Genomic DNA, 20,712 nt, shown 5'->3' with positions numbered 1-20,712 from the left:
GAAGGCTTGGTCAGCTCGGTTCGAGGCAATCTCCGAACTGGTGCGTCTCTACGCAAGCACAAGCGAATTCGAACTAGCGGATAACACTGTCATACTGCAGCTACGGGCGCATCGAGAACTACTTAGCGACTTCAAGGAGCAATTTAGAGCGCCTAACAAAAGTAAGGTTTGAGCGGCATGGTCCCTCTGGAGGGAACGCCCAGTTCTTACTTTTGTTAGGCGCTCTAACACTACTGCGTTAGTAGCGTGAGGAGCCCTACCGGAGCAGCCAGGAAGCGGCTGGCCGGTCGCTTGGTGTCAAAGGTCGACTCGTGCGTACTACTTGGGAGGTGGAGCACGATTCAGTGAGTCAGGCGATGGACACCTTCATGGACGCTGGCGGGGTTCAACGGCTCGAGGAGTACTTCCGAAGGATTGGCGACATCCTGGGAGAGGAGAGCCGCCGGAGTTCCTTTGCTGTTTACGCCATGGGGCTGCTCGGAGATGGGGAGCGCAAGAGCATCGAACCCATTGCGGCTCGTGCCTGCCCTGACCCCACGAAGACGGATGCGATGCACCAGCGACTGCTGCATTTCGCCGTCGACTCGCGCTGGAGCGACCGGGATGTACGCCGGGAGGCTGCCCGCTATGCCCTTTCCGCCATGACGCGACGCGAGCCCGTGGAAGCCTGGATTGTCGACGACACCGGCTTCCTCAAACAGGGCAAGCATTCGGTGGGAGTGCAGCGGCAATACACCGGCTCGGCGGGAAAAATCACCAACTGCCAGATTGGCGTCAGCCTCAGCGTCGCCACCCGTACCGAGCACCTCCCCATCGACTTTGAACTGTACCTGCCCGAGTCCTGGGCCAATGACTCGACTCGCCGCCAAGAGGCCCGAATCCCTCCAGGGATTGGCTTCAAGACCAAACCCCAGCTGGCTGTGCAAATGATTGAGAGGGCCGTGGCGGACGGCGTTTCCAAGGGAGTCGTCCTGGCGGACTCCGCGTACGGAACCTCCAGTGACTTCCGCGCGCAGGTGCGCTCCTTGGGGTTGCACTATGCGGTGGGGGTAGAGCCGCAGACAACCATTTGCCTCCTCGACAACGAGGGGCGCCCTCACGGCCAGGCGGTGAGCGTCAAAGAGATGGCTTTGAGCATCCACGAGCGTGGGGGCTTTCGACGCTGCATCTGGCGTAGCGGCACCCGCGAGGAACTCTCGGCGCGCTTTGCCCTGCGTCGCGTTTTCGCCGCGGGAGTGCCCAAGGGCCAACAAGAGCCCCTCTGGCTTCTCATCGAGTGGCGCGAGGGCGAGCCCGAGCCGGCCAACTACTTCCTCATCTCCGTGCCGGACCGCATCACCAAGAAGCAACTCATCCGCCTCGTCATGCAGCGCTGGAGAACCGAGCGCGTCTACGAGGACTTGAAGGGAGAGCTCGGACTCGACCACTACGAGGGCCGTCGCTTTCCCGGTTGGCACCACCACGTCTCCGTGGCCCTTTGCTGCTACGCGTTCATCATTGCTGAACGCGTGCGGCATTTCCCCCCCTCGGCCAGAGGGGCGGATGAAGCCTACGCGCAGCCGCTCCAGGCCTGAGCGCCACTTCCACGACAGCGTCATCACCGCACGGCTCGCCATCGCCCGGGTGATTGCCTCCTGGCTGCCCCGCTGCCCCACATGCCATCGGAGGTGCCCGAACTCATCTCGCGGGCCCCTGGGCTCTTCCGTTCATCCGTCCGGGCCCTGACGCAGTAGTGTTACGACTGGTGGGTGACGAAGATGCCGGCCCCGTTCCTCGCCTGCTACTCCGAGCGGGCCGAGCATGACTTCGTGCGCAGCGCGGTCATGCGCAAGCGCAACAAGGTGTTGCGTGACGAGGAGATGGTGCCGCATCGCAAGGTGCTGGAGCGCAGCCGGTGGTACGCATACTGCCGCGAGCTGGGCATGCCGCTGGAGCACGTGATGTCGGTATTGCTGGACGTGACGGGAGGGGTGCACGCTGGCCTCACCTTCTACCGGGAACGGCGCCGGCCGTTTTCCATGCGGGACCAGGCCCGGCTTCAGGAGCTGACGCTCCTGCTGACCCATACGGTGCGCAATTGCCGGATGTACGGTGAGGTGGCGGCACGTGGTCAGATGCTGGGCGCGTTCTTCCAGCGTCAGGCCACCCGATGCATCATGCGGGTCAATCCCTTCATGGAGGAGATGCGGACTCCGCCCACCACCGCGTTGCTGATGAAGTGGTTCCACTCGTCCGAGCTGGGGCCTTTGGGCCTTCCCTCTGTGCTGGTGGAGCGGCTTGCCCTGCTGGCCGCCCGTGGCGGAACCGGGGCGTTCGGCTTGGACACCTGGGAACGGAAGGGGGAGGCGCGTGACCTGGCTGGCCAGGACCTGCGGGTGACCTTCACCCATCTGCCGATGCAGGGCGGCCAAGAACTCTGGGCGTTGGAGTTCCAGGAGTTGCCGCGCGCCATTCCCGTGCCCGAGGCATGGCGTCAGATCCTCACCCCGCGCGAAGTAGAGACCGTGAGCTACGTGCTCCAGGGGTGGGACAATCAGTTGATCGCCGAGCATTTCGGCCGCGCGCTGGCAACGGTGAAGAAGCATATGCAGAACATCTTCGACAAGCTGGGCGTGGATGGCCGGACGGCGCTCATCTGCCGGGCGTCGCTCATGTTTCGGGGGACCCTGTCATGACCCCTCCTCCATTGGTCATGCCTCCTGAGTGGCAACAGCTGCTCACCCCACGCGAGGCGGAGATCGTGAACTGTCTGCTGCGCGGTTGGGACAACCAGTTGGTCGCCGAGCATCTCGGCCTTGCGCTGGCAACGGTGAAGAAGCACTTGCAGAACATTTTCGGCAAATTGGGTGTGGATGGCCGGGTCGCTCTCATCCTTCAGGCGGCCCGGAATCGATAGCCTGGCTGAAGCGCGCGGAGGGGGGCAGTGGCCCCTCTCTGTTGTCAGTAACAGGCACATCCCGCGGGTTTGGTGCACTTGTAGCTGGAGCTGATGCAGCTATCGCCGCACGGCTTGCTGCTTCCTCCACAGTGCTTGCAGCAAACCCGCCCGCCGCCACTGCTCCCTGTACTGCTGACCGCGCGTACCTCGATGGGGATGGAGAGGGAGGAGCCCAGCCCCTGTGTGTCGCTCGCCGTACAGCCCAGGAGCAGCGTGGCCCCGGAAGATGGCGCCGTCCATGTGATGACGCCATCCGCGGGGGACGAGAAGGCTCCACCGGGCGCGGTCCACTCCAGACGGATGGTGTCGCCCGGATTCCGGTCTCGAGCCGTGGCCCGGAGTGTCACGGTGCTCCCCGCACGGACCTCCGCCGGGTGTGCTGTCAGAGAGGTGAGGATGGGTGCCTCGGGCTGGGTCGCGGTCGAAGCCGTGAGCTCATCCAGGGTGATGAAGACGAGCGTGTCCTCACCGTCCGTGAGGACGACGCCTGCCGCCTGGCCCGTGTACAGCCGAGCCCCACCGGCATCCAACGCGACCGCATCGAAGGTCCTGTCGGTGCCTTCCGTGAGACCGGTGAGGGTTCCGGTCCACTGGCTCGAGGACCGGGTGAGGTCCTTCGTGACGGCCTCCTCTCCGGGCGCGTTCACCGTGACCTGGATCTTCGCCACGGCGTTCGACGGTATTCCCTGTCGAAGCAGGACCGTCACCTGGGCCGAGCCGGATGAGCAGCCCGCGCAGTGCAACAAGGCAACGACGACCCACCATTTCGAACGGAGCTGTTTCGTCCGCATCGTACACACTCCTCTTTGGCACGGGGTGACAGACCCTGTTCTTCAACTCTCGCCAATCCGGCAAAGCGAGACTCCGAAGCCGAACATGCGTAAACGCTGCGCGTTGCGGACGAGATTGAGCTGGCTGAAGAACGGCAGTGCTTGAGGCCAGCTCTTCTTGGCTGCGTTGGTGATGACGGCGAAAACGATCTCGTACTTGGTGGGATCCGGCTTTTCCGCTGGAGAATCCAGTATCTTCGCGATGACTGGATTCAGCGCCTCGACCTGGGCCTTGAAGGACTTCCTGAAGTGCTCATCGCGCAGGAATGTCTCGGCCGCGACTGCTCCCTGCGCGAACAAGTGGCTCAGCGTGGACGAACGTACCTTGCGCTTCACGTGGATGAACTGGCCGCTGGCGGAGAAGAGATCGCATGCCTCGATCCGGGTCTGCGCTCCCTTGCTCTTGAGCAGCTTCTTGTCGAGGAGCACCAGGCTGCTGGTCGTATGGGCGGCCCTCTTGTTGTAGGTCTCCTCGTCCTCGTGGGGAATGGAACCTGGAAGGCTCTTGAGCTCCTTGACGAGTGCGGAGGCTTCCTGGAGGGTCTGGGCCGCGAAGTTCTTCTCGACCCGGAACCATTGTCCGGCCGAGAGGACGTGGAGCGCGTCCTCGTCCTGCAACTCGGCGACGAGACAGTTGTAGAGGGTCCACTTCTCCACTTCGGAGGAATGTTCCTCGAACACCGCGCGAATCTTGCTGCGTTTGAGCTCATCCAACGACAGGTCGAGGTCGTTGACCTCCACTCCTTGATGGGAGGCCAGGGCCTTGAGGCACTCCGTCAGATCCAGATCGGCATGTGGCTCCGCCCTTCCGTTCCTTTCGCCCGGGTAGCGGAAGCCCGCTACGTCATCCCAGGGAATCACCTCGGGGGGCGCCAGATGGAGCTTCTGGAGGTCTCCGGAGTTGAGGGCTCGCAGCAATTCATTATTGAGGGTCTCGATGCGTTTTGGGTCCCGGACGAGGCGGATGTTGTCCACCCACGGGAATTTTTGCTGATACTGCGTTCCTTTGTACGCCTTGAGAAGGGCCCTGCAGCGAGTGGCCAGCTCCGAGAACGAGAGGGGGCCCGTGAGTGCCAGGGCATCCCGCCCCGCGAGCCGTTTGGCGAGCGCGGGATCTTCGGGTTCGCCTGTAACTGCACCCAGCAAGTCTTGCGCGACGTCGACGCTGAAGGCATCGAGGGCGGAACTGCGGCTGACCTGGCGGCGCGTGTGGACCGTCAGCTCATCGAAGGTGCGCGAATCGAGGCTTCGGAGCTTCTTTTCGTCGACGGTGTTGAGGGTGACCTTCAATCCGAAGTCGATCTCATAGGAGTCGGATTTGAGGAGATGGCGGCCTTGCCCGAAGGTCACGGCGAACCATCGCGAGTCAGCCTTGACGAAGAGCACCGCTGCGGCTGCGGCACTCGGTGAGAAGGAGATGCCGTCGTGAAAGCCTTCCTTGATGAAGGCAACCCAGCGTGGCTCCTTGGGAGGTGGCTCGAAAAGATAGAGAACCCCCTCGAATTCGAAGTCCGGCGGGAGCGGAGTCCCGTCGAGGTCGGGGAGCCTGAGTGCATCTTCTGGCTTTTTGATGTCCTTGTGGAGCAGAAGGAGTGTGAGATGCCTGCTCTTGGGTTTGGGGCTCGAGGCGGCCGTACGCTTCTTCATGGAGCATCCGCCTCATTCCTTCGTGCGAGGAAGATGCTTCCGTACGCGCCGCGTCCAAGCTGTTGAAGAGGGATGTACCTGCCGTCGACCATTCCTGAGTGCACCGCTGCGCTCCTCCGCGTTCCCCGCTCCTTCTATGAAGAAGGAGCGGGGGCAGCCATGCCACCTGGGTGGTACGAAGTGATGTTCTTCCGGCTCAGGGAGGAGGGCTCGTCTGTACTCCCTAAGAGGTATGTGCCGGCTCCTCCGCGGCTTCATCCCTCGTGAAGAGCCCGGTGTAGAGGACACGCGTGTTGCGCGCGGACAGCAGCAGCGCCGACTGTTCCCTCGGGTCCGTCAGGGAGCGCAGCACAGAGGCCAGCTCGGCCACATGATTCCCATCCGCGTCCCCATGGCCACGCAGGAAGGTGACGGCCTTGCGGATGTTCGGGATGGTGTTGGCCGCGAGTAGTCGCTCCACGGAGCCGCTGGCGTATTGCACGGACAGGTATTCCAGCACGTAAGCCGTGCCGAGGAATGCGGCGGGCACTCCGGACCGAGTGGTGTAGCGGTTCCATGCGACGTAGGCGATGACCGCGGGGCTCAGCTGCGCGCGCTCGACTCGCCCGGCCGGCCACCCCAGGTTCTTCAGGTCCGCCAGCAACCACCGCTCGTGGCCGCGCTCCTCCGTGGACTTCTGCAGGAGCAGCTCCGCCAACTGGGGATGCGAGCCCATCCGCTTCATCCTGCGGCTCGCTTCCGCCAGGAGCGGCGTGGTCCACCGCACGTAGTGGTACGTCTGCACCAGGTAGTGGGCGTAGCTGTCGGCATCGATGCTCCCGTCGATGAGCCGTCGGGCAATGGGGTGCGCGTTCAGCTCCTCCACGAGCGTGCGCGCCTCGTGCTCCAGGGCCTTCATCCAATCCATCTGCGTCTGCGTCTGCGTCTCGTTCATCGTGTGCATGGACGTCTCCTGTCCGGGGCCATCTCGGCTCCCGGGGGTGAAAGGGAAGTGGGTGGGGAAGTGGGTCAGCCCCGAGCGCGGCGCGAGCTACCGCTGCCCAGGGTGGCGAAGCAGGCCAGGGTGGCGCCCGGAACTTCATCCAGTGCCGCGACGAGTGGCAGGGAGTAGCGGTGGAACCCCGTGTCGTAGAGCGGCTCGGCGATGAAACGCGCCCCCATCTTGTAGGCGAAGAGTGACAACACCCGAGGCATCCGCAGTCCTCTGAAGTTTCCCTGCAGGGCGCGCTCACGCTCCGAGGGTGTGAAGCGGGGAGCGCTCGGCGCGGCCGGAGGCTCCGCGGACGCGTGGGCCCTCGCACGCCAGCGCTGACTCACCAGCCCCTGCCGCATCGCCATCTCATGGATGATCCGGGCGTCCTCGGTGCAGTCCGTCTCCATGTTCGCGGACGCGATCCAGTGCGTCACTCCCCGCTGCCGGCTCTCCGCGTAGAGCCCGGCCTGGAGCCACACGAGTGCCTCGGAGTGGCGCCACTCCTTGAGGACGCAGAAGCGCGTGCTCTCCGCGAACACCAGGCCCGGCATTCCCACCTCCGACAGATCCAGCTTCTGCTCCAGCTCGATGCCCAGGTGGCCACCCGTGGCACACGCCACTTCGGGGTTGGGCAGTAGCAGCCTCGAGGTGGCCACCGGCGTGTCGTCCGCGTAGACGACGAGATGAACGGTGGTCTCCAGGGTGTCGAAGCCATTCACCTCCCGGAGTGTCGGAGTGGCCTTGCTCGAGAGCAGTCCCATCTCCTTGCCGAAGACGGCCCAGCGGAGGCGCAGCGCATCGTCGAGCTGCCGCTGGGTCGTGGCGACGCGGCAGGACAGTGTCGTCATGTTTCCCCTCACATGAAGAGACACGGCCTCGCGCCGTGTCTTCACTGACCTTCTTCGTCGCCACCGGCCCGAGTTCGCCGGGCCCTGTTTTTTTCTCCCGGCCCGGGCTGGAACGCGCATGCAGCCGTTTGTCCATACCACTCGAGGGGTACAGACAGCGGGATCCGTCTCCCCCAACCTCTTCCGCCGCGCGTAGGCCTTGTCCGTCGAACTTCAGGGGTCCCATACCGAAGGAATGGGTGCGACACGATGAACGCGTGGGCGAAAGAGTCCTGGCGAGGAGAGGGGATGAGCCAACCACCACCGACGGATGAGAAGCTTCTGCATGAGCGTGTGCTCCAGAAGGATCCCGTGGTTTCCACCGAGGTCTTCAATAGGTACATGGAGCGGCTCGTCAAGGCCGTGATGAAGCAGCGGGGCCTTGTCGAGGACGACGCCAATCAGTGCGCCGTCGATGCCATCTTCAGCTACCTCAGCAATCCCACCCGGTATGAACCGGGTAGGGGTCGTCTGTTCTCCTACCTGATGCAGACAGCCAAGCGCCGGGCGTGTGACAAACGTCGGGCGGCGGGCGCCCGGGACCGGAAGCATCAAAAATTCGGCAGCGATGTCGAACATGGCGAGCTGGCTTCGAATGGAGTGTTGGAGAACTCCGTGGAGGCGAAGCTCGTCATGGAACGGCTCGAGAAGCGCCAGATCTTGAAGAGTGAGCGGGACAAGAAGGCCGTCAAGCTCATCCTCGAAGGGGAGCGCTCCACGAAGCGTCTGGCGGAGGCGTTGGAGCTGGGCCCGCTGCCCTGGGACGAGCTGAAGCGGGAGGTGAAGCGGCATCGGGACCGCCTCTTGAAGTTGCTGGTGCGTTTTGGACAGTCGCTGGAGCGTGGTGGAAAGGAGGATTCCGATGACGAATCCTAAGTGGCTCGAGGTCGCGGCCCGGAGCAGCGGGCAGCACACCTGGACGCTCGGCTACGTCTTCGAGAAGTACCGCGAGTACAAGGGCAAGTCCGCCGAAGCGCTCGCGGAGGAGCTGGGCTGCTCGCTGGAGAAGCTCGCGTGGTTGTCCCTGTGCCGGCGTCCCAGCGAGGAGCGCTTCGCCGAGCACCTGGAGCAGATTGGCAATCGGTTCGAGGTGAAACCCCATCGGCTCGCGGCCGTGATCCGGCATGTCGAGGTCCTGGATGTTCTTCCTGTGAGCCGGGACGCGAATGAGGAGGAGGGTGAGGAGTCCTTCCTGCTAGCGGCGAGGGATTACACCGACGAGGACGACGAGACGAACTCATGAGCGAGACCTGGCTGCAGGAGGCCGTGGACGCATGCCGTCTGCCGTCCTCCCCGTCGTTGATCGAGCTGTCCGAGAGAATCAGCATGGTGCTTCCCATTAGCCTGTTGGCCATGCCTGGGCTCACGTGCGCGATGGCGCGAGACTGGCTGGACTCGATGCAGCGCGCACACGGCGGGCTGCCGCGCGAGAACCGTCGTCTGCATGGATGCATGGTGGCGTATGCGGGCTTGGGAGCCCTCTTCTACGACGAGCAGGACACAGAGCTCCAGCAACGATTCACCCTGGTGCATGAGGTGGCGCATTTCGTGCTCGATCACCATCTCCCCCGGGCCCGCGCGTTTCGCAACCTGGGGGAGGAGATCCGTCCGGCCCTCGATGGCACGTCCACCCGTGCTCCCCACGAGTCCTTGTTCCTGACGCTCCAGAGGATTCCTTTCGGCGTCCAGGTCCGGTTCATCGAGCGCAACGCCTCGGGTGACCCCTGCACGGGTAAGGCCATGGAGGCGGAGCTGCGAGCGGATCGCCTCACCTATGAGCTGCTGGCTCCTGCTCAGGAAGCGCTTCCCCTGGTGCGGGACCTCGGTCGGCAGGAGGCGGAGCGCGAATTGGCCTCGCGCTTCGGGCTCCCGATGCGAGAGGCCCGGACCTACGTCCGGTTGTTGTTGGCGCGGGAACCTTCGCGCCGTCCCTTCTTTCTGAAGCTCACGCCCACGGAGGAGCGGTAACGATGGAAGACGGCAATCCGCCAGATGGAGAGAGGGGATTCATCGGAGATGAGGATTACCGGAAGAGCCTGGGGGAGGATCTCTCCACCACGCTCGACCTGCGCACCTGGGAGAAGGGGTGGGAGGTCGAGCGATTGATCTCCCGCATCCGCACGCAGGTTTCCAGCGCGGAGACCGCTGAAGCGCACATCCGCGCCACCATCCGCCAGGAAGTCTTTCCCGACCTCAAGCGGCAGACCCGGATTCCCGAGGCGGGTGTCTATGAAGCCAGTCCTGACAGGTTGAAGACCATTTTCGAGAGTCGGCTCTTCACGGGACGGGTGGAGGCGGTGAGTAGCATCGCCGCGTTCCATGACAGCCTGGCGCTGGGCATTACCCAGATTGCCGTGGCCATCGTGGGCTACGGGGGCGTATCCGGCACCTTCTCCCAGCGCCTGTACCGCAAGGACGTGAGCGCGCGCACCCCGGACACGATGAAGGTGGTGCAGGACTGTCTGAAGCGGCGGCACGAGCGCGGTATGCGGGACGACCTGTCCATGCTGATGCGCCGCTACATCCGGGCCTATGCCGAGCGGGCCCTCCTCCTGGATAGGTCGCAGGCGGAATGGCTCATCGGACCGGGCAATCCCTGCTCGCGGGAGATGCTCTCCGGCGCCAATTACAGGCCCTTGTTGAGTGCCTCGCTCGACGTGCTGAAGCGGCTCATTCGGCACCACAAGAAGTTCGTGTTCGTGCCCCGGGAGCTGGACGAGGAGGGATACCTGACGATTGGCAGTGCGTTGAAGCCAGGCGAGTACGCCATCCTCCATACACTCGAGGAGGACAGCAGCTACTTCGTCCGGCGGTGGCACTACGACGGCCGGATGGGGGACGAGGCGCTCGCCTTCGTGAAAGAGTACTGCCCGGAGGTCTTCATCGGACTGTTCCGGGCCTCGGAGCAGACTCCGCCGCGGCTCTTCTACGCGCACCGGGAGCACGTGCACATCGCGGCCCACCTGGCTCTGGCCGACAGCATCGTGCGGCCCGATCGGGGCTTCCCGATGCTCCTCGACGTCGCGGACGCCTCATGCCGTGGCGTCTTCGGTTCGGAAACCTTCCTGGGCCTGGTGAACGACGCCTACACGCGCGCGGGCTCGAAGCATCACCTCCTTGGCGGACGCTGACGGGAGATCTGACACATGGCTGATGACAAGAATCCGAAGTCTCCTGGCACGGGTGTGCCTCCCACCGGCTCGACCCGCCCGGCGTCTCCCTCGAATCCCGCCAAGACTCCCGCTCCGCCGGCCACCACGGCTCCCCGGAATGTGCCTGCCCGTCCCGCGGCTCCTTCTGGTTCAAACGTCGCCCGGCCGTCGGCTCCCGCTTCGCAGACGCCGGGCCAGGGCACTCCGTCACCTTCGGGGTCGGGCCCCGCGCGTGGCGTGCCCGAGCGTCCATCGCAGCCGGCCCCCGCGAAGGCCGGGGCTCCTCCGGCGGCGGATGCGACTCGCGGCGAGCGTGCTCGTCCCACCACGCCGGTGGAGCAGAAGGCGCCACCGGTTCCGGAGAAGGACGTTGCGGCCAATGAGATCGTCCGGGAGCTCCCGGAGGATGTGTTCGGCGCGTTCGAGGAGCTTCAGCAGGACGCCAACCGGGTGAACGAGAAGCTGGATCCCGAGCTCGAGCAGGCGGTGGGCTTCACCCACTTCGACAGCGGGTCGAGCCAGGACAACCTCGTCACCGTTTTGATGACGCGGGATGATCTCCACAAGTTGGCATCCCAGACGCTCGTGCGGGTGAAGTCCAAGGAGGACAAGCGCAAATACCTGGGCCTGGTGGTCCGTGGCCCCTTCGCCGAGCCCGATGCCGTCTCCGCCAGCTCCACCATCGCCGTGGGCGTGGTGGTCCAGGGCAAGAAGCTCACCTATACCTTCGACTACCACGGGCGCGCCGAGATCGAGATCCTCGGCGAGGAGCTCGAAGGCGGAAAGCTGGTTCCTCCGGGCCGCCGGCCCCGGCCGAAGAGTCCCGTCTTCCTCCTCGATGAAGCGGAGAGCGAGCGTGTCCTCGGCATGAAGGGGAACCTGTGTCTGGGAATGGTGGTGGGCTACAAGAACATGGAAGCCCGCTTCGATCCCATGGACAAGTCCGTCCTGCCCCGCCACACGGGCATCATCGGAACGACGGGCGGAGGCAAGTCCACGACCGTCGCGACGCTCATCCACCGGGCACAGAAGGCGGGAATCGCCACCATCGTCTTCGACGTGGAGGGGGAATACACGCATGTGGACAAGCCCACCGATGACCCGGCGATGGGCGAGGCGCTCAGGCGCCGCAAGCAGCAGCCCGAGGGCGTGAAGGAACTGCACATCCATCACCTGATGGGCCGGGACAGCCGTAATCCCAGGCACAGGAACCTGCACCCCTTCGCATTGAACTTCTCGAGCCTCTCGCCCTACGCCATCTCGGAGATCCTCGGCCTGTCCGAAGCCCAGCAGGAGCGCTTCCACAAGGCCTACGACGTCACGAAGCTGTTGCTGGAGGAACTGGGTATCTACCCGAGGACCGCCGAGGAGCGTCAGCAGGTGTTGGAGCTCGATGAGCTGTCGACGGGCTACCCGCGCATGACCATCCAGCACCTCCTGGACGTCGTGAGCACCTACATCTACAGCCTGAGTGACGAGGGGAAGGCGGAGACCCGGAGCCGCTCGAAGTCCTCGTCCCGGAAGGCGAGCAGTGCCTCGGAATCGGGTGAGGGCGCCGAGGCCGAGGAGCCGGTCCAACCGAGCATTCCTCCGCTGTACAGCGAGTTCAAGCACCACTTCGGCCGGGTCATGGGCCGGGTGATGGCGCATGCGAGCCGGAACGAGATCAGCTGGAAGGCGCTGGCCAGCAAGCTCCACTCCCTGCGCCGCCTCAAGCTGTTCGATGTCGGCTCGGCGCCCGGCGTGGACTACGGCTCGATGCTGACCCCTGGGCGGGTGTCGGTGATCGACCTGTCCGATACGGATTCACCCCAGCTCAACAACCTCGTCATCGCGGACATCCTCCGCGGGCTCCAGGAGACGCAGGAGGCGCGCTATCAGCGGGCCAGTGAGCAGGGACAATCCGTCACGCCGGTGCTCATCATCATCGAGGAGGCGCACGAGTTCCTGTCGGCCAGCCGCATCTCGCAGATGCCCGTGCTGTTCGAGCAGGTGGCCCGGATCGCCAAGCGTGGCCGCAAGCGGTGGCTGGGGCTCGTCTTCGTCACCCAGTTGCCCCAGCACCTTCCCAGCGAGGTGCTGGGCCTGCTCAACAACTTCATCATCCACAAGATCACGGACAGCGCGGTCATCTCCCGGATGCAGAAGACCGCGGGCACCATCGACGAGAGCCTCTGGAACAAGGTGTCCAGTCTCGCGCCCGGACAGGCGCTCGTCTCGTTCAGCAGTTTCACCCGGCCGCTGATGGTCGCGGTGGATCCGGCCCCGGTGAAGCGGCTGCTCGTGGAGTAGCCGGGGAGGGGTGGGCTTCTACCACCTGGGGGGGAGAGACCAGGGTCTTCTCGGAGTCCATCATCGGACACACCCTTTGAATGGACTCCGAGGAGGAACATGCATGAACCTGGACTCGCGCGAGCGGGCGCTCACCTTGGAGTTGAAGGAGGCACTGGCCAGCTCCCTGGAGCTTCCGGTGGTGCTGTCCCGGATGGAGGGCGCGCTGTTCCAACTGCTCCCGGCGGAGCACGCGGCCTGGTGCGTGTCCAATCAGCTCCGTCCCGCCGGTTATGAGTGGGTGACGACGGGCCGGCTGGCCGCGTTCATGGACCGGTATCGGGAGATAGCGGGCGGCGACTTCGTGGCCGGCTCGGTGTCACACCTGCCCAACGTGGTGTTCCGGGACTCGGAGATGGTTCCGCGCGCGGTGTTGGTGCGCAGCCTGCCCTACCTGCTCTGCCGTGAGCTGCACGCCCCCTTGGAGCGCGTCATGTCGGTGCGGCTGGACATGAGACAGGGCTGGCACGGGGGATTGACGCTCTACCGCGAGCGCTCCCTTGAATTCTCCGAGCGAGAACGGGAGCTCCTGCAAGGGTTGACGCCCTTCCTGGCGCGGACGATTCGCAACTGCCGGATGCTCGGCGGCAGGATGACGGGCAGACGGTTCCCGGAGTCGCTCCTGCGCCAACGCGACCTGGAGTGCATCGTCCTGACCCCAGCCTTCTCGGAGGTGCAGCGCACGGCCCGGGTCACCGCGTTGCTGGAAGAGTGGTTCTCTCCCTCCGAGCGGGGTCCCTCGGGTCTCCCACGAGAATGGTTGGAGCAACTGGTGTGGCTCGAGCGCATGGAGGGCGCCGGTGCGTTCGGGTTGGACACCTGGGCGGGTGCTCGCGGGGAGCGGAGATTGAGGGTGACGTTCATCCGGATGCCGGAGCAGGAAGGCCAGCGGCCGTGGATGCTGGTGCTCGAGGAGTTCTCCTCTTTGCTCTCCATTCCCGCGGCCTGGCGGCAGCAGCTCACCCGGCGTGAGATCGAGATCGTCGGCTACGTGCTCCAGAACTGGCTCTATGAATCCATCGCCGCGCGCTTGAACATCAAGCAGCACACGATGAACACGCACGTGAGGAACATCCGCAAGAAGCTGGAGGTGGAGCGCCGGGCGGAGCTCATCTCCAAGGCCGCGCTCCTCTTGCTGGCGGAACGGCAGTAGACGCCTGTCCAGGTGGCGTGGGCAGGTGGGCGGTCCGCTGCCCACCCGTCCACGCTCATGCGGATGCCGCCGCCGTCAGGGCTGCTTCTGCAACTGGACGGTCATGGACGTCATCCCGCCCGAGGCATTGACGGTGACCGTGCCCGCGGTGAGGAATCCCTCGGTGATGCGCAGCGCCAGGGAGTCGGTGATGGTGTCATGGCTGCTGATGTCGATGTCCCAGAGCTGGAACACCCACGGCTCGGCCAGCAACTGGCTCGCCTTCGCGGTGCATCCTCCGGAGGTCCACGCCGGAGTGTAGCTCTCCACCTCGGGAGTCTCGGTGGAGGTGGTCGACCCCGGGCACCGCATCGCGACGACGACATCCGGCGCGGAGCCATCGCCATCCCAGGAGGTGCCATTGTCGCTGGAGGCGATGCGGGCCGAGACGGGCTGCACACGCCAGACGCTGTTCGGGTCCACGCCGCACGTCTGATCCGTCCGGCACACCTGGGCGGAACCACAGGCCGTGCACGTGGCTCCCGCCTTGCCGCAGGCGGAAGCGGTGTTCCCCGTCTGGCACACATTGTTGAAGCAGCAGCCCGCGCAGTTCGAGGCGCTGCATTTCTGCTCGGTGCCGCCTCCTCCCGGGTTTCCAGTTCCTGGCGTGCCGTCGTCACCGCCGCAGCCCACCAGGACGGACAGCGCGAGGACGGCCCCTGCGAAAAACCTGTTCATGTCTTCTCGATGGAAGGGGAGGGTGCTCGAAGTGGGGAACGGCGCCGGGACGGACCTCTCCCCCTCTCGAAGGCCCATCCCGGGACGCACCGGCCGGGGCCAGCGGTCGCCGCGCAAGATGCGCCAGGGCGGACACCGTGTCTGTACCTCGCAGGTGGTATTCCAGGCGTTCGTCCTCTCCGCGCCGCGAGCAGGGCAAGGGGCCGCTCGCGGGCCTTCACTCCCAGTCGCCGGGTAACCAGCACACCGGGCGCTGACGGCACGATTTTTAATGCGGACCAACTTAGTCCTGTTTAAAGAGCCACCACGCACAGGTGCCTCCACAGCTGGGGGCACCGGATGGCTGGAGAGATTCCAAATGCTCCGGATGAGCAAGATGACCGACTACGGCATCGTGCTGCTGACCGAGCTGGCGCGCGCCGGGAGTGAGACGCGCACGGCGAGGGAGCTGGCGGCCGGTACCGGTGTGCCCCTACCCTCGGTGAGCAAGGTGCTCAAGGGGTTGCAGGGTGCTGGCCTGCTGGTGTCCCACCGCGGCGCGAGCGGCGGCTATGGCCTGTCCCGGCCCGCCGAGCACATTCCCCTCACGGAGATCATCTCCGCGCTCGAGGGCCCCGTCTCCCTCACCGAGTGTGGAGCCCAGGGTGCCCATGCGCCCACCGGCACCTGCGAGCTGGAGACGGTGTGCCGGGTGCGCGGCCATTGGCGCGTCATCAACCGCACCATCCAGGACGCGCTCGGACGGCTGACGCTGGCGGACCTGTGCGCGCCGGTGCCGCGTCTGGTGGGCCTCGGGGTGCCCGCCCGCCCGGCCGCTCCCGCCCAGAACCCGAACCCCATCCCCAGCACGGCCGGAGGTGCCCACTCATGAGCACGCAGAGCATCCAGGAGCTCACCAAACGGCAGTACGAGGCCGGCTTCGTCACCGACGTGGAGTCCGAGGCCATTCCCCCCGGCCTCAACGAGGACATCATCCGCCTCATCTCCTCCAAGAAGGGCGAGCCGGACTTCATGCTCGAGTGGCGGCTGCGCGCCTACCGGCACTGGCTCACCATGAAGGAGCCGCGCTGGCAGAAGGCGGAGTACTCGCCCATCAACTACCAGGACATCATCTACTACTCGGCCCCCAAGAAGAAGCCGAAGCTGGACAGCCTCGACCAGGTGGACCCCGAGATCCTCAAGACGTACGAGAAGCTCGGCATCCCGCTGCACGAGCAGAAGCTGATGCAGAACGTGGCGGTGGACGCCGTGTTCGACTCGGTGTCGGTGGCCACCACCTTCAAGGACAAGCTGGCCAAGGCCGGCGTCATCTTCTGCTCCTTCTCCGAGGCGGTGCGCGAGCACCCGGAGCTGGTGAAGAAGTACCTGGGCACGGTGGTGCCGCACTCGGACAACTTCTTCGCGGCGCTCAACTCGGCGGTGTTCAGCGACGGCTCGTTCGTCTATGTGCCCAAGGGCGTGCGCTGCCCCATGGAGCTGTCCACCTACTTCCGCATCAACGCGGAGAACACCGGCCAGTTCGAGCGCACCCTCATCGTCGCCGACGAGGGCGCCTACGTGAGCTACCTCGAGGGCTGCACCGCGCCCATGCGCGACACCAACCAGCTCCACGCCGCCGTGGTGGAGCTCGTCGCGCTGGACGGAGCCACCATCAAGTACTCCACCGTGCAGAACTGGTACCCCGGTGACGAGGAGGGCCGCGGCGGCATCTACAACTTCGTCACCAAGCGCGGCATCGCCCACCACCGCTCGAAAATCTCCTGGACGCAGGTGGAGACGGGCTCGGCCGTCACGTGGAAGTACCCCAGCGTCATCCTCAAGGGGGATGACTCGGTGGGCGAGTTCTACTCGGTGGCGCTCGCCAACCACCGGCAGCAGGCGGACACGGGGACGAAGATGATCCACCTGGGCCGCAACTCGAAGAGCACCATCGTCTCCAAGGGCATCTCCGCCGGCCGGGGGCAGAACACCTACCGGGGTCTGGTGAAGGTGCTCAAGAGCGCCGAGGGTGCACGCAACTACACCCAGTGCGATTCGCTGCTGCTGGGCAGCCAATGCGGGGCCCACACGCTGCCGTACATCGAGGTGAAGAACTCCTCGGCGCAGGTGGAGCACGAGGCGTCCACGTCGAAGATTGGCGAGGACCAGCTCTTCTACTGCCAGCAGCGGGGCATTTCGAAGGAAGACGCCGTATCGATGATCGTCAATGGCTTCTGCCGGCAGGTCTTCAAGGAGCTGCCCATGGAATTCGCCGTGGAGGCGCAGAAGCTGCTCAGCGTGAGTCTGGAAGGGAGCGTGGGATGAAGCCGCTGCTCAGCATCAAGGGCCTGCACGTGCGCGTGGCGGGCCGCGAGGTCCTCAAGGGAATCGACCTGGAGCTCATGCCCGGCGAGGTGCACGCCATCATGGGCCCCAACGGCTCGGGCAAGAGCACGCTGTCGCAGGTGCTCTCCGGCCGCGAGACGTACGAGGTGACGAAGGGCGAGGTGCTCTTCGATGGGAAGGACCTGCTGTCCATGCAGCCCGAGGCTCGGGCGCACGCGGGCGTCTTCATGGCCTTCCAGTACCCGGTGGAGATTCCGGGCGTGGGCAACCTGCACTTCCTGCGCACGGCGCTCAACGCCCGGCGGCGCACCGAGGGCAAGGAGGAGCTGGACGCCATGGACTTCCTCCAGCTGGCCCGGGAGAAGTCCAAGCTGGTGCAGTTGGACCAGGCCTTCATGCAGCGCTCGGTGAACGAGGGCTTCTCCGGCGGCGAGAAGAAGCGCAACGAGATCTTCCAGATGGCGGTGCTGGAGCCGAAGCTGGCCATCCTCGACGAGACGGACTCGGGGCTGGACATCGACGCGCTGCGGATCGTCTCCGGAGGCATCAACGCGCTGCGCTCGGCGGAGCGGAGCATGCTCGTGATTACCCACTACCAGCGGCTGCTGGAGTACGTGGTGCCGGACAAGGTGTCGGTGCTGGCGAACGGGCGGATCGTCAGTACGGGCGGGAAGGAGCTGGCGTTGGAGCTGGAGAAGAAGGGCTACGCGTGGCTGGGCCAGGGCGCTGGCGGCAAGGAGGCGCGGCCGTGACGGACGTGGGGCTCCAGCACTACCTCGATCTGGCCGAGCGCTTCCAGGCGGAGCGGGCGGCGGGTGCCCCGGCATGGCTGCGGGCCTTCCGGCAGGAGGGCATCGCGCAGCTGGCGCGCCAGGGTTTCCCCACGTCGAAGCTCGAGGACTGGAAGTACACGAACGTGTCGCCTATCTCCGGCCAGTCCTTCAGCCCGGTGCGCACCGTGCACGAGGCAGGGGTGGAGGCGGCGGTGGCGCGGCTGGCGCTCCCGGGTACGGGGCCCCTGCTGGTGTTCGTGGATGGCTGGTACGTCCGGGAGCTGTCGCGGCTGGAGGGGCTGCCCGCGGGCCTCACGGTGCGCAGCCTGCGCGAGGCGTTGCAGGATGGCGAGCCGCTGGAGGCGTTGGTGGGCAGCCGGGCGCGCGCGGACGCCAGTGCCTTCACCGCGCTCAACGCGGCGCTGCTGGAGGAGGGCGCGGTGGTGCGGGTGGCGCCGGGCACGGTGTGTCCCGAGCCCGTGCAGTTCCTCTTCCTCTCGCGCGGTGACACGCACGTGACGCTGGCCAGCCCCCGGGTGGTGGTGCAGGCCGGGGACAACAGCGAGCTCACGCTGGTGGAGAGCTACGTGGGCGCGGCGCCGGGCGTCTCCTTCACCAACGCGGTGACGGAGGTGGTGCTGGGCGCCGGAGCGCGGGTCACGCACCTCAAGCTGCAGGCCGAGTCGGAGACGGCCTTCCACATCGGAGGCCTGCACGCGGAGCTGGGGCGGGACAGCCGCTTCGCCTCGCACATCATCTCCCTGGGCGGGGCGCTCGCGCGCAACGAGGTGCACTCCGTCTTCGGCGCGGAGGGCGGCGAGTGCACCCTGCAGGGCCTGTACGTGGGCCACGGCACGCAGCACCTGGACAACTGGACGAACCTGGACCACGCGCACCCGCGCTGCTCCAGCCGCGAGCTGTACAAGGGCGTGCTGGACGACAAGGCGCGTGGCACCTTCCACGGCAAGGTGCTGGTACGTCCGGACGCGCAGCAGACGGACTCGCGCCAGTCCAACCGCAACCTCCTGCTCTCGGAGGCGGCGATGGCGGACGCGCGGCCGCAGTTGGAGATCCTCGCGGATGACGTGAAGTGTGCGCACGGCGCGACGGTGGGCCGGCTGGACGAGCAGGCGCTCTTCTATCTGCGCTCGCGCGGCATCACCCGGGCGGAGGCGGAGTCGCTGCTGACGCACGCCTTCGCCACCGAGGTGGTGGGCGCCGTTCCCCTGGCACCGCTGAGGGATCAGGTGGAGGCACTGCTGGCGCGCAAGCTCCCGGGAGCGAAGGAGGGAAGGGCATGAGCGGGGCACCTTTCGACGTGGCGCGAGTCCGCGCGGACTTCCCCATTCTCCACCAGGAGGTGCGGGGCCGGCCGCTGGTGTACCTGGACAGCGCGGCGACGACGCAGAAGCCCCAGGCCGTCATCGACGCCCTGGTGCGCTACTACACGCACGACAACGCCAACGTGCACCGCGGCGTGCACGCCCTCTCCGAGCGCTCCACGCAGGCCTACGAGGGCGCTCGCGAGCGGATCCGCAAGTTCATCAACGCGCGCGACACGAAGGAGATCATCTTCGTGCGCGGCTGCACCGAGGCCATCAACCTGGTGGCGCAGACGTTCGGGCGCACCAAGGTGGGCCCCGGTGACGAGGTGCTCATCACCGCCATGGAGCACCACTCGGACATCGTCCCCTGGCAGATGCTCTGTCAGCAGGTGGGGGCCACGCTGAAGATGCTCCCGGTGGACGAGCGGGGGGACCTGCGGCTGGAGCAGCTCGAGGCGAACCTGACGGAGCGCACGCGGCTGCTCGCGGTGACGCACGTGTCCAACGCGCTGGGGACGGTGAATCCGGTGCGCGACATCGTCAAGCGGGCCCACGCGAAGGGCGTGCCGGTGCTGGTGGATGGGGCGCAGGCGCTGGCGCACTTCCGGGTGGACGTGCAGGACCTGGATTGCGACTTCTACGCCTTCTCCGGCCACAAGATGTTCGGGCCCACGGGCATCGGCGTGCTGTACGGCAAGGCCTCGGTGCTGGAGTCGATGCCGCCGTGGCAGGGCGGTGGGGACATGATCCTCACCGTGACGATGGAGAAGACGGTCTACAACCGGCTGCCGTACCGTTTCGAGGCGGGCACTCCGGACATCTCGGGCGCGATCGGGCTGGCGGCGGCGATGGACTACCTGGACACGGTGGGGCTGGACGCCATCTCGGCGCACGACCAGGAGCTGCTGGAGTACGGGACGCGGGCGCTGGAGGGCGTGCCGGGGCTGAAGCTGTTCAGCCGGGCGCGGGAGCGCTCCGGGGTGCTGTCCTTCCTCATGGAGGACGTGCACGCGCACGACGTGGGCACCATCCTGGACCGGGAGGGCGTGGCCATCCGGGCGGGGCACCACTGCGCGCAGCCGCTGCTGTCGTGCTTCGGGGTGGCGGCCACGGTGCGGGCGTCGCTGGCCATGTACAACACGCACGAGGACATCGACGCGCTGGTGCGTGGGCTGCACAAGGTGCGGGAGGTGTTCGCGTGAGCTCGGACCTGCAGGACCTGTATCAAGAGGTGGTGCTGGAGCACGGCAAGCGTCCGCGCAACTTCCGCGAGGTGGAGGGCGCCAACCGGCGGGCGGACGGTTACAACCCGCTGTGTGGAGACCAGCTCACGGTGACGCTGCGGATGGATGGCGACGTCATCAAGGACGTGGGCTTCGTGGGGCAGGGGTGTGCCATCTCCCGGGCCTCGGCGTCGCTGATGACGGGGGCGGTGAAGGAGATGTCCCGGGCGGACGCGGAGCGGCTCTTCGAGCTGGTGCACAAGCTGGTGACGGAGGGCCCCGCGGACGTGGACATGGAGGCTCTGGGCAAGCTGGCGGTGCTGTCCGGGGTGAATGAGTTCCCGTCCCGGGTGAAGTGCGCGAGCCTCGCGTGGCATGCGCTGCGCGCGGCGCTCGAGGGCAAGGAGTCCTCGGTCTCGACGGAGTAGGGAGGAAGCT

20 protein-coding genes are annotated in these 20,712 nt (G+C 65.9%); 15 read left to right on the top strand and 5 right to left on the bottom strand.

Annotation, left to right across the window (positions count from 1 at the left end):
• Positions 1-356 precede the first annotated feature (356 nt).
• From BO221_RS25340 to BO221_RS25330, 3 genes are all read left to right on the top strand, one after another.
• A complete protein-coding gene (locus tag BO221_RS25340) occupies positions 357-1,574 on the top strand; it encodes an IS701 family transposase (protein WP_233166195.1) in 1,218 nt (405 codons plus the stop codon).
• A 183-nt stretch (positions 1,575-1,757) separates the two neighbouring features.
• A complete protein-coding gene (locus tag BO221_RS25335) occupies positions 1,758-2,675 on the top strand; it encodes a LuxR C-terminal-related transcriptional regulator (RefSeq protein ID WP_073563062.1) in 918 nt (305 codons plus the stop codon).
• A complete protein-coding gene (locus BO221_RS25330) occupies positions 2,672-2,896 on the top strand; it encodes a response regulator transcription factor (RefSeq protein WP_083681351.1) in 225 nt (74 codons plus the stop codon). Before BO221_RS25335 ends, BO221_RS25330 begins: the two co-directional genes overlap by 4 nt.
• Before the next feature lie 44 nt (positions 2,897-2,940).
• Here the strand turns inward: BO221_RS25330 and BO221_RS25325 are convergent, their stop codons facing one another.
• From BO221_RS25325 to BO221_RS25310, 4 genes are all read right to left on the bottom strand, one after another.
• Entirely contained in the window at positions 2,941-3,729 is a 789-nt protein-coding gene (locus BO221_RS25325; protein WP_143195665.1) for a hypothetical protein, read from the bottom strand.
• A gap of 42 nt (positions 3,730-3,771) precedes the next feature.
• Entirely contained in the window at positions 3,772-5,415 is a 1,644-nt protein-coding gene (locus tag BO221_RS25320; RefSeq protein ID WP_073563059.1) for a TIGR04141 family sporadically distributed protein, read from the bottom strand.
• Between the two features lie 223 nt (positions 5,416-5,638).
• Positions 5,639-6,358 carry an iron-containing redox enzyme family protein gene (locus tag BO221_RS25315; RefSeq protein ID WP_369865561.1) on the bottom strand — a complete coding sequence of 240 codons (720 nt, stop codon included), beginning with the start codon at positions 6,356-6,358 and terminating at the stop codon, positions 5,639-5,641.
• Between the two features lie 65 nt (positions 6,359-6,423).
• A complete protein-coding gene (locus BO221_RS25310; protein WP_073563058.1) occupies positions 6,424-7,236 on the bottom strand; it encodes a GNAT family N-acetyltransferase in 813 nt (270 codons plus the stop codon).
• Between the two features lie 288 nt (positions 7,237-7,524).
• Between BO221_RS25310 and BO221_RS25305 the strand changes: the two genes are divergently transcribed.
• The 6 genes from BO221_RS25305 to BO221_RS25280 all read left to right on the top strand — a co-directional run bounded on the left by BO221_RS25305 (position 7,525) and on the right by BO221_RS25280 (position 13,911).
• Positions 7,525-8,151 carry a hypothetical protein gene (locus BO221_RS25305; protein ID WP_073563057.1) on the top strand — a complete coding sequence of 209 codons (627 nt, stop codon included), beginning with the start codon at positions 7,525-7,527 and terminating at the stop codon, positions 8,149-8,151.
• Positions 8,138-8,518: a hypothetical protein gene (locus BO221_RS25300; protein WP_073563056.1), complete on the top strand. Its 381-nt coding sequence runs from the start codon at positions 8,138-8,140 to the stop codon at positions 8,516-8,518. The genes BO221_RS25305 and BO221_RS25300 overlap by 14 nt, the downstream gene beginning before the upstream one ends.
• Positions 8,515-9,243: an ImmA/IrrE family metallo-endopeptidase gene (locus BO221_RS25295; protein WP_073563055.1), complete on the top strand. Its 729-nt coding sequence runs from the start codon at positions 8,515-8,517 to the stop codon at positions 9,241-9,243. Before BO221_RS25300 ends, BO221_RS25295 begins: the two co-directional genes overlap by 4 nt.
• 2 nt (positions 9,244-9,245) lie before the next feature.
• The gene (locus BO221_RS25290; protein ID WP_073563054.1) at positions 9,246-10,406 is read left to right on the top strand and encodes a hypothetical protein; all 1,161 of its coding nucleotides are present in this window, start codon (positions 9,246-9,248) and stop codon (positions 10,404-10,406) included.
• A gap of 15 nt (positions 10,407-10,421) precedes the next feature.
• Complete coding sequence (locus BO221_RS25285) at positions 10,422-12,719, top strand: ATP-binding protein (protein ID WP_083681350.1); 2,298 nt, start codon at positions 10,422-10,424, stop codon at positions 12,717-12,719.
• A 103-nt stretch (positions 12,720-12,822) separates the two neighbouring features.
• Positions 12,823-13,911, top strand: coding sequence for a helix-turn-helix transcriptional regulator (locus tag BO221_RS25280; RefSeq protein ID WP_073563053.1), 1,089 nt, complete (start codon positions 12,823-12,825; stop codon positions 13,909-13,911).
• A 75-nt stretch (positions 13,912-13,986) separates the two neighbouring features.
• Here the strand turns inward: BO221_RS25280 and BO221_RS25275 are convergent, their stop codons facing one another.
• A complete protein-coding gene (locus tag BO221_RS25275) occupies positions 13,987-14,628 on the bottom strand; it encodes a hypothetical protein (protein WP_073563052.1) in 642 nt (213 codons plus the stop codon).
• A gap of 358 nt (positions 14,629-14,986) precedes the next feature.
• On the opposite strand from BO221_RS25275, the gene BO221_RS25270 reads away from it, so the two are divergent.
• From BO221_RS25270 to sufU, 6 genes are read left to right on the top strand one after another with little or no spacing between them, the layout of a single operon-like run.
• The gene (locus tag BO221_RS25270; protein WP_073563051.1) at positions 14,987-15,499 is read left to right on the top strand and encodes an SUF system Fe-S cluster assembly regulator; all 513 of its coding nucleotides are present in this window, start codon (positions 14,987-14,989) and stop codon (positions 15,497-15,499) included.
• The gene (gene sufB, locus BO221_RS25265; RefSeq protein ID WP_073563050.1) at positions 15,496-16,932 is read left to right on the top strand and encodes a Fe-S cluster assembly protein SufB; all 1,437 of its coding nucleotides are present in this window, start codon (positions 15,496-15,498) and stop codon (positions 16,930-16,932) included. Before BO221_RS25270 ends, sufB begins: the two co-directional genes overlap by 4 nt.
• Positions 16,929-17,705 (top strand): Fe-S cluster assembly ATPase SufC, encoded by a 777-nt coding sequence (gene sufC / locus BO221_RS25260; RefSeq protein WP_073563049.1) that lies wholly within the window; start codon positions 16,929-16,931, stop codon positions 17,703-17,705. The genes sufB and sufC overlap by 4 nt, the downstream gene beginning before the upstream one ends.
• Positions 17,702-19,027, top strand: coding sequence for a Fe-S cluster assembly protein SufD (gene sufD, locus BO221_RS25255; RefSeq protein ID WP_073563048.1), 1,326 nt, complete (start codon positions 17,702-17,704; stop codon positions 19,025-19,027). Before sufC ends, sufD begins: the two co-directional genes overlap by 4 nt.
• Positions 19,024-20,253, top strand: coding sequence for a cysteine desulfurase (locus tag BO221_RS25250; protein ID WP_073563047.1), 1,230 nt, complete (start codon positions 19,024-19,026; stop codon positions 20,251-20,253). The genes sufD and BO221_RS25250 overlap by 4 nt, the downstream gene beginning before the upstream one ends.
• On the top strand, positions 20,250-20,702 hold the full coding sequence (gene sufU / locus BO221_RS25245; RefSeq protein ID WP_073563046.1) for a Fe-S cluster assembly sulfur transfer protein SufU: 453 nt from the start codon (positions 20,250-20,252) through the stop codon (positions 20,700-20,702). The genes BO221_RS25250 and sufU overlap by 4 nt, the downstream gene beginning before the upstream one ends.
• Positions 20,703-20,712: the final 10 nt, after the last annotated feature.

The organism is Archangium sp. Cb G35 (genome assembly GCF_001896145.1).
GTDB lineage: Bacteria > Myxococcota > Myxococcia > Myxococcales > Myxococcaceae > Archangium > Archangium violaceum.
The sequence above is the reverse complement of the archived record's forward strand: the minus strand, read 5'-3'. Positions and strand labels throughout refer to the sequence as shown.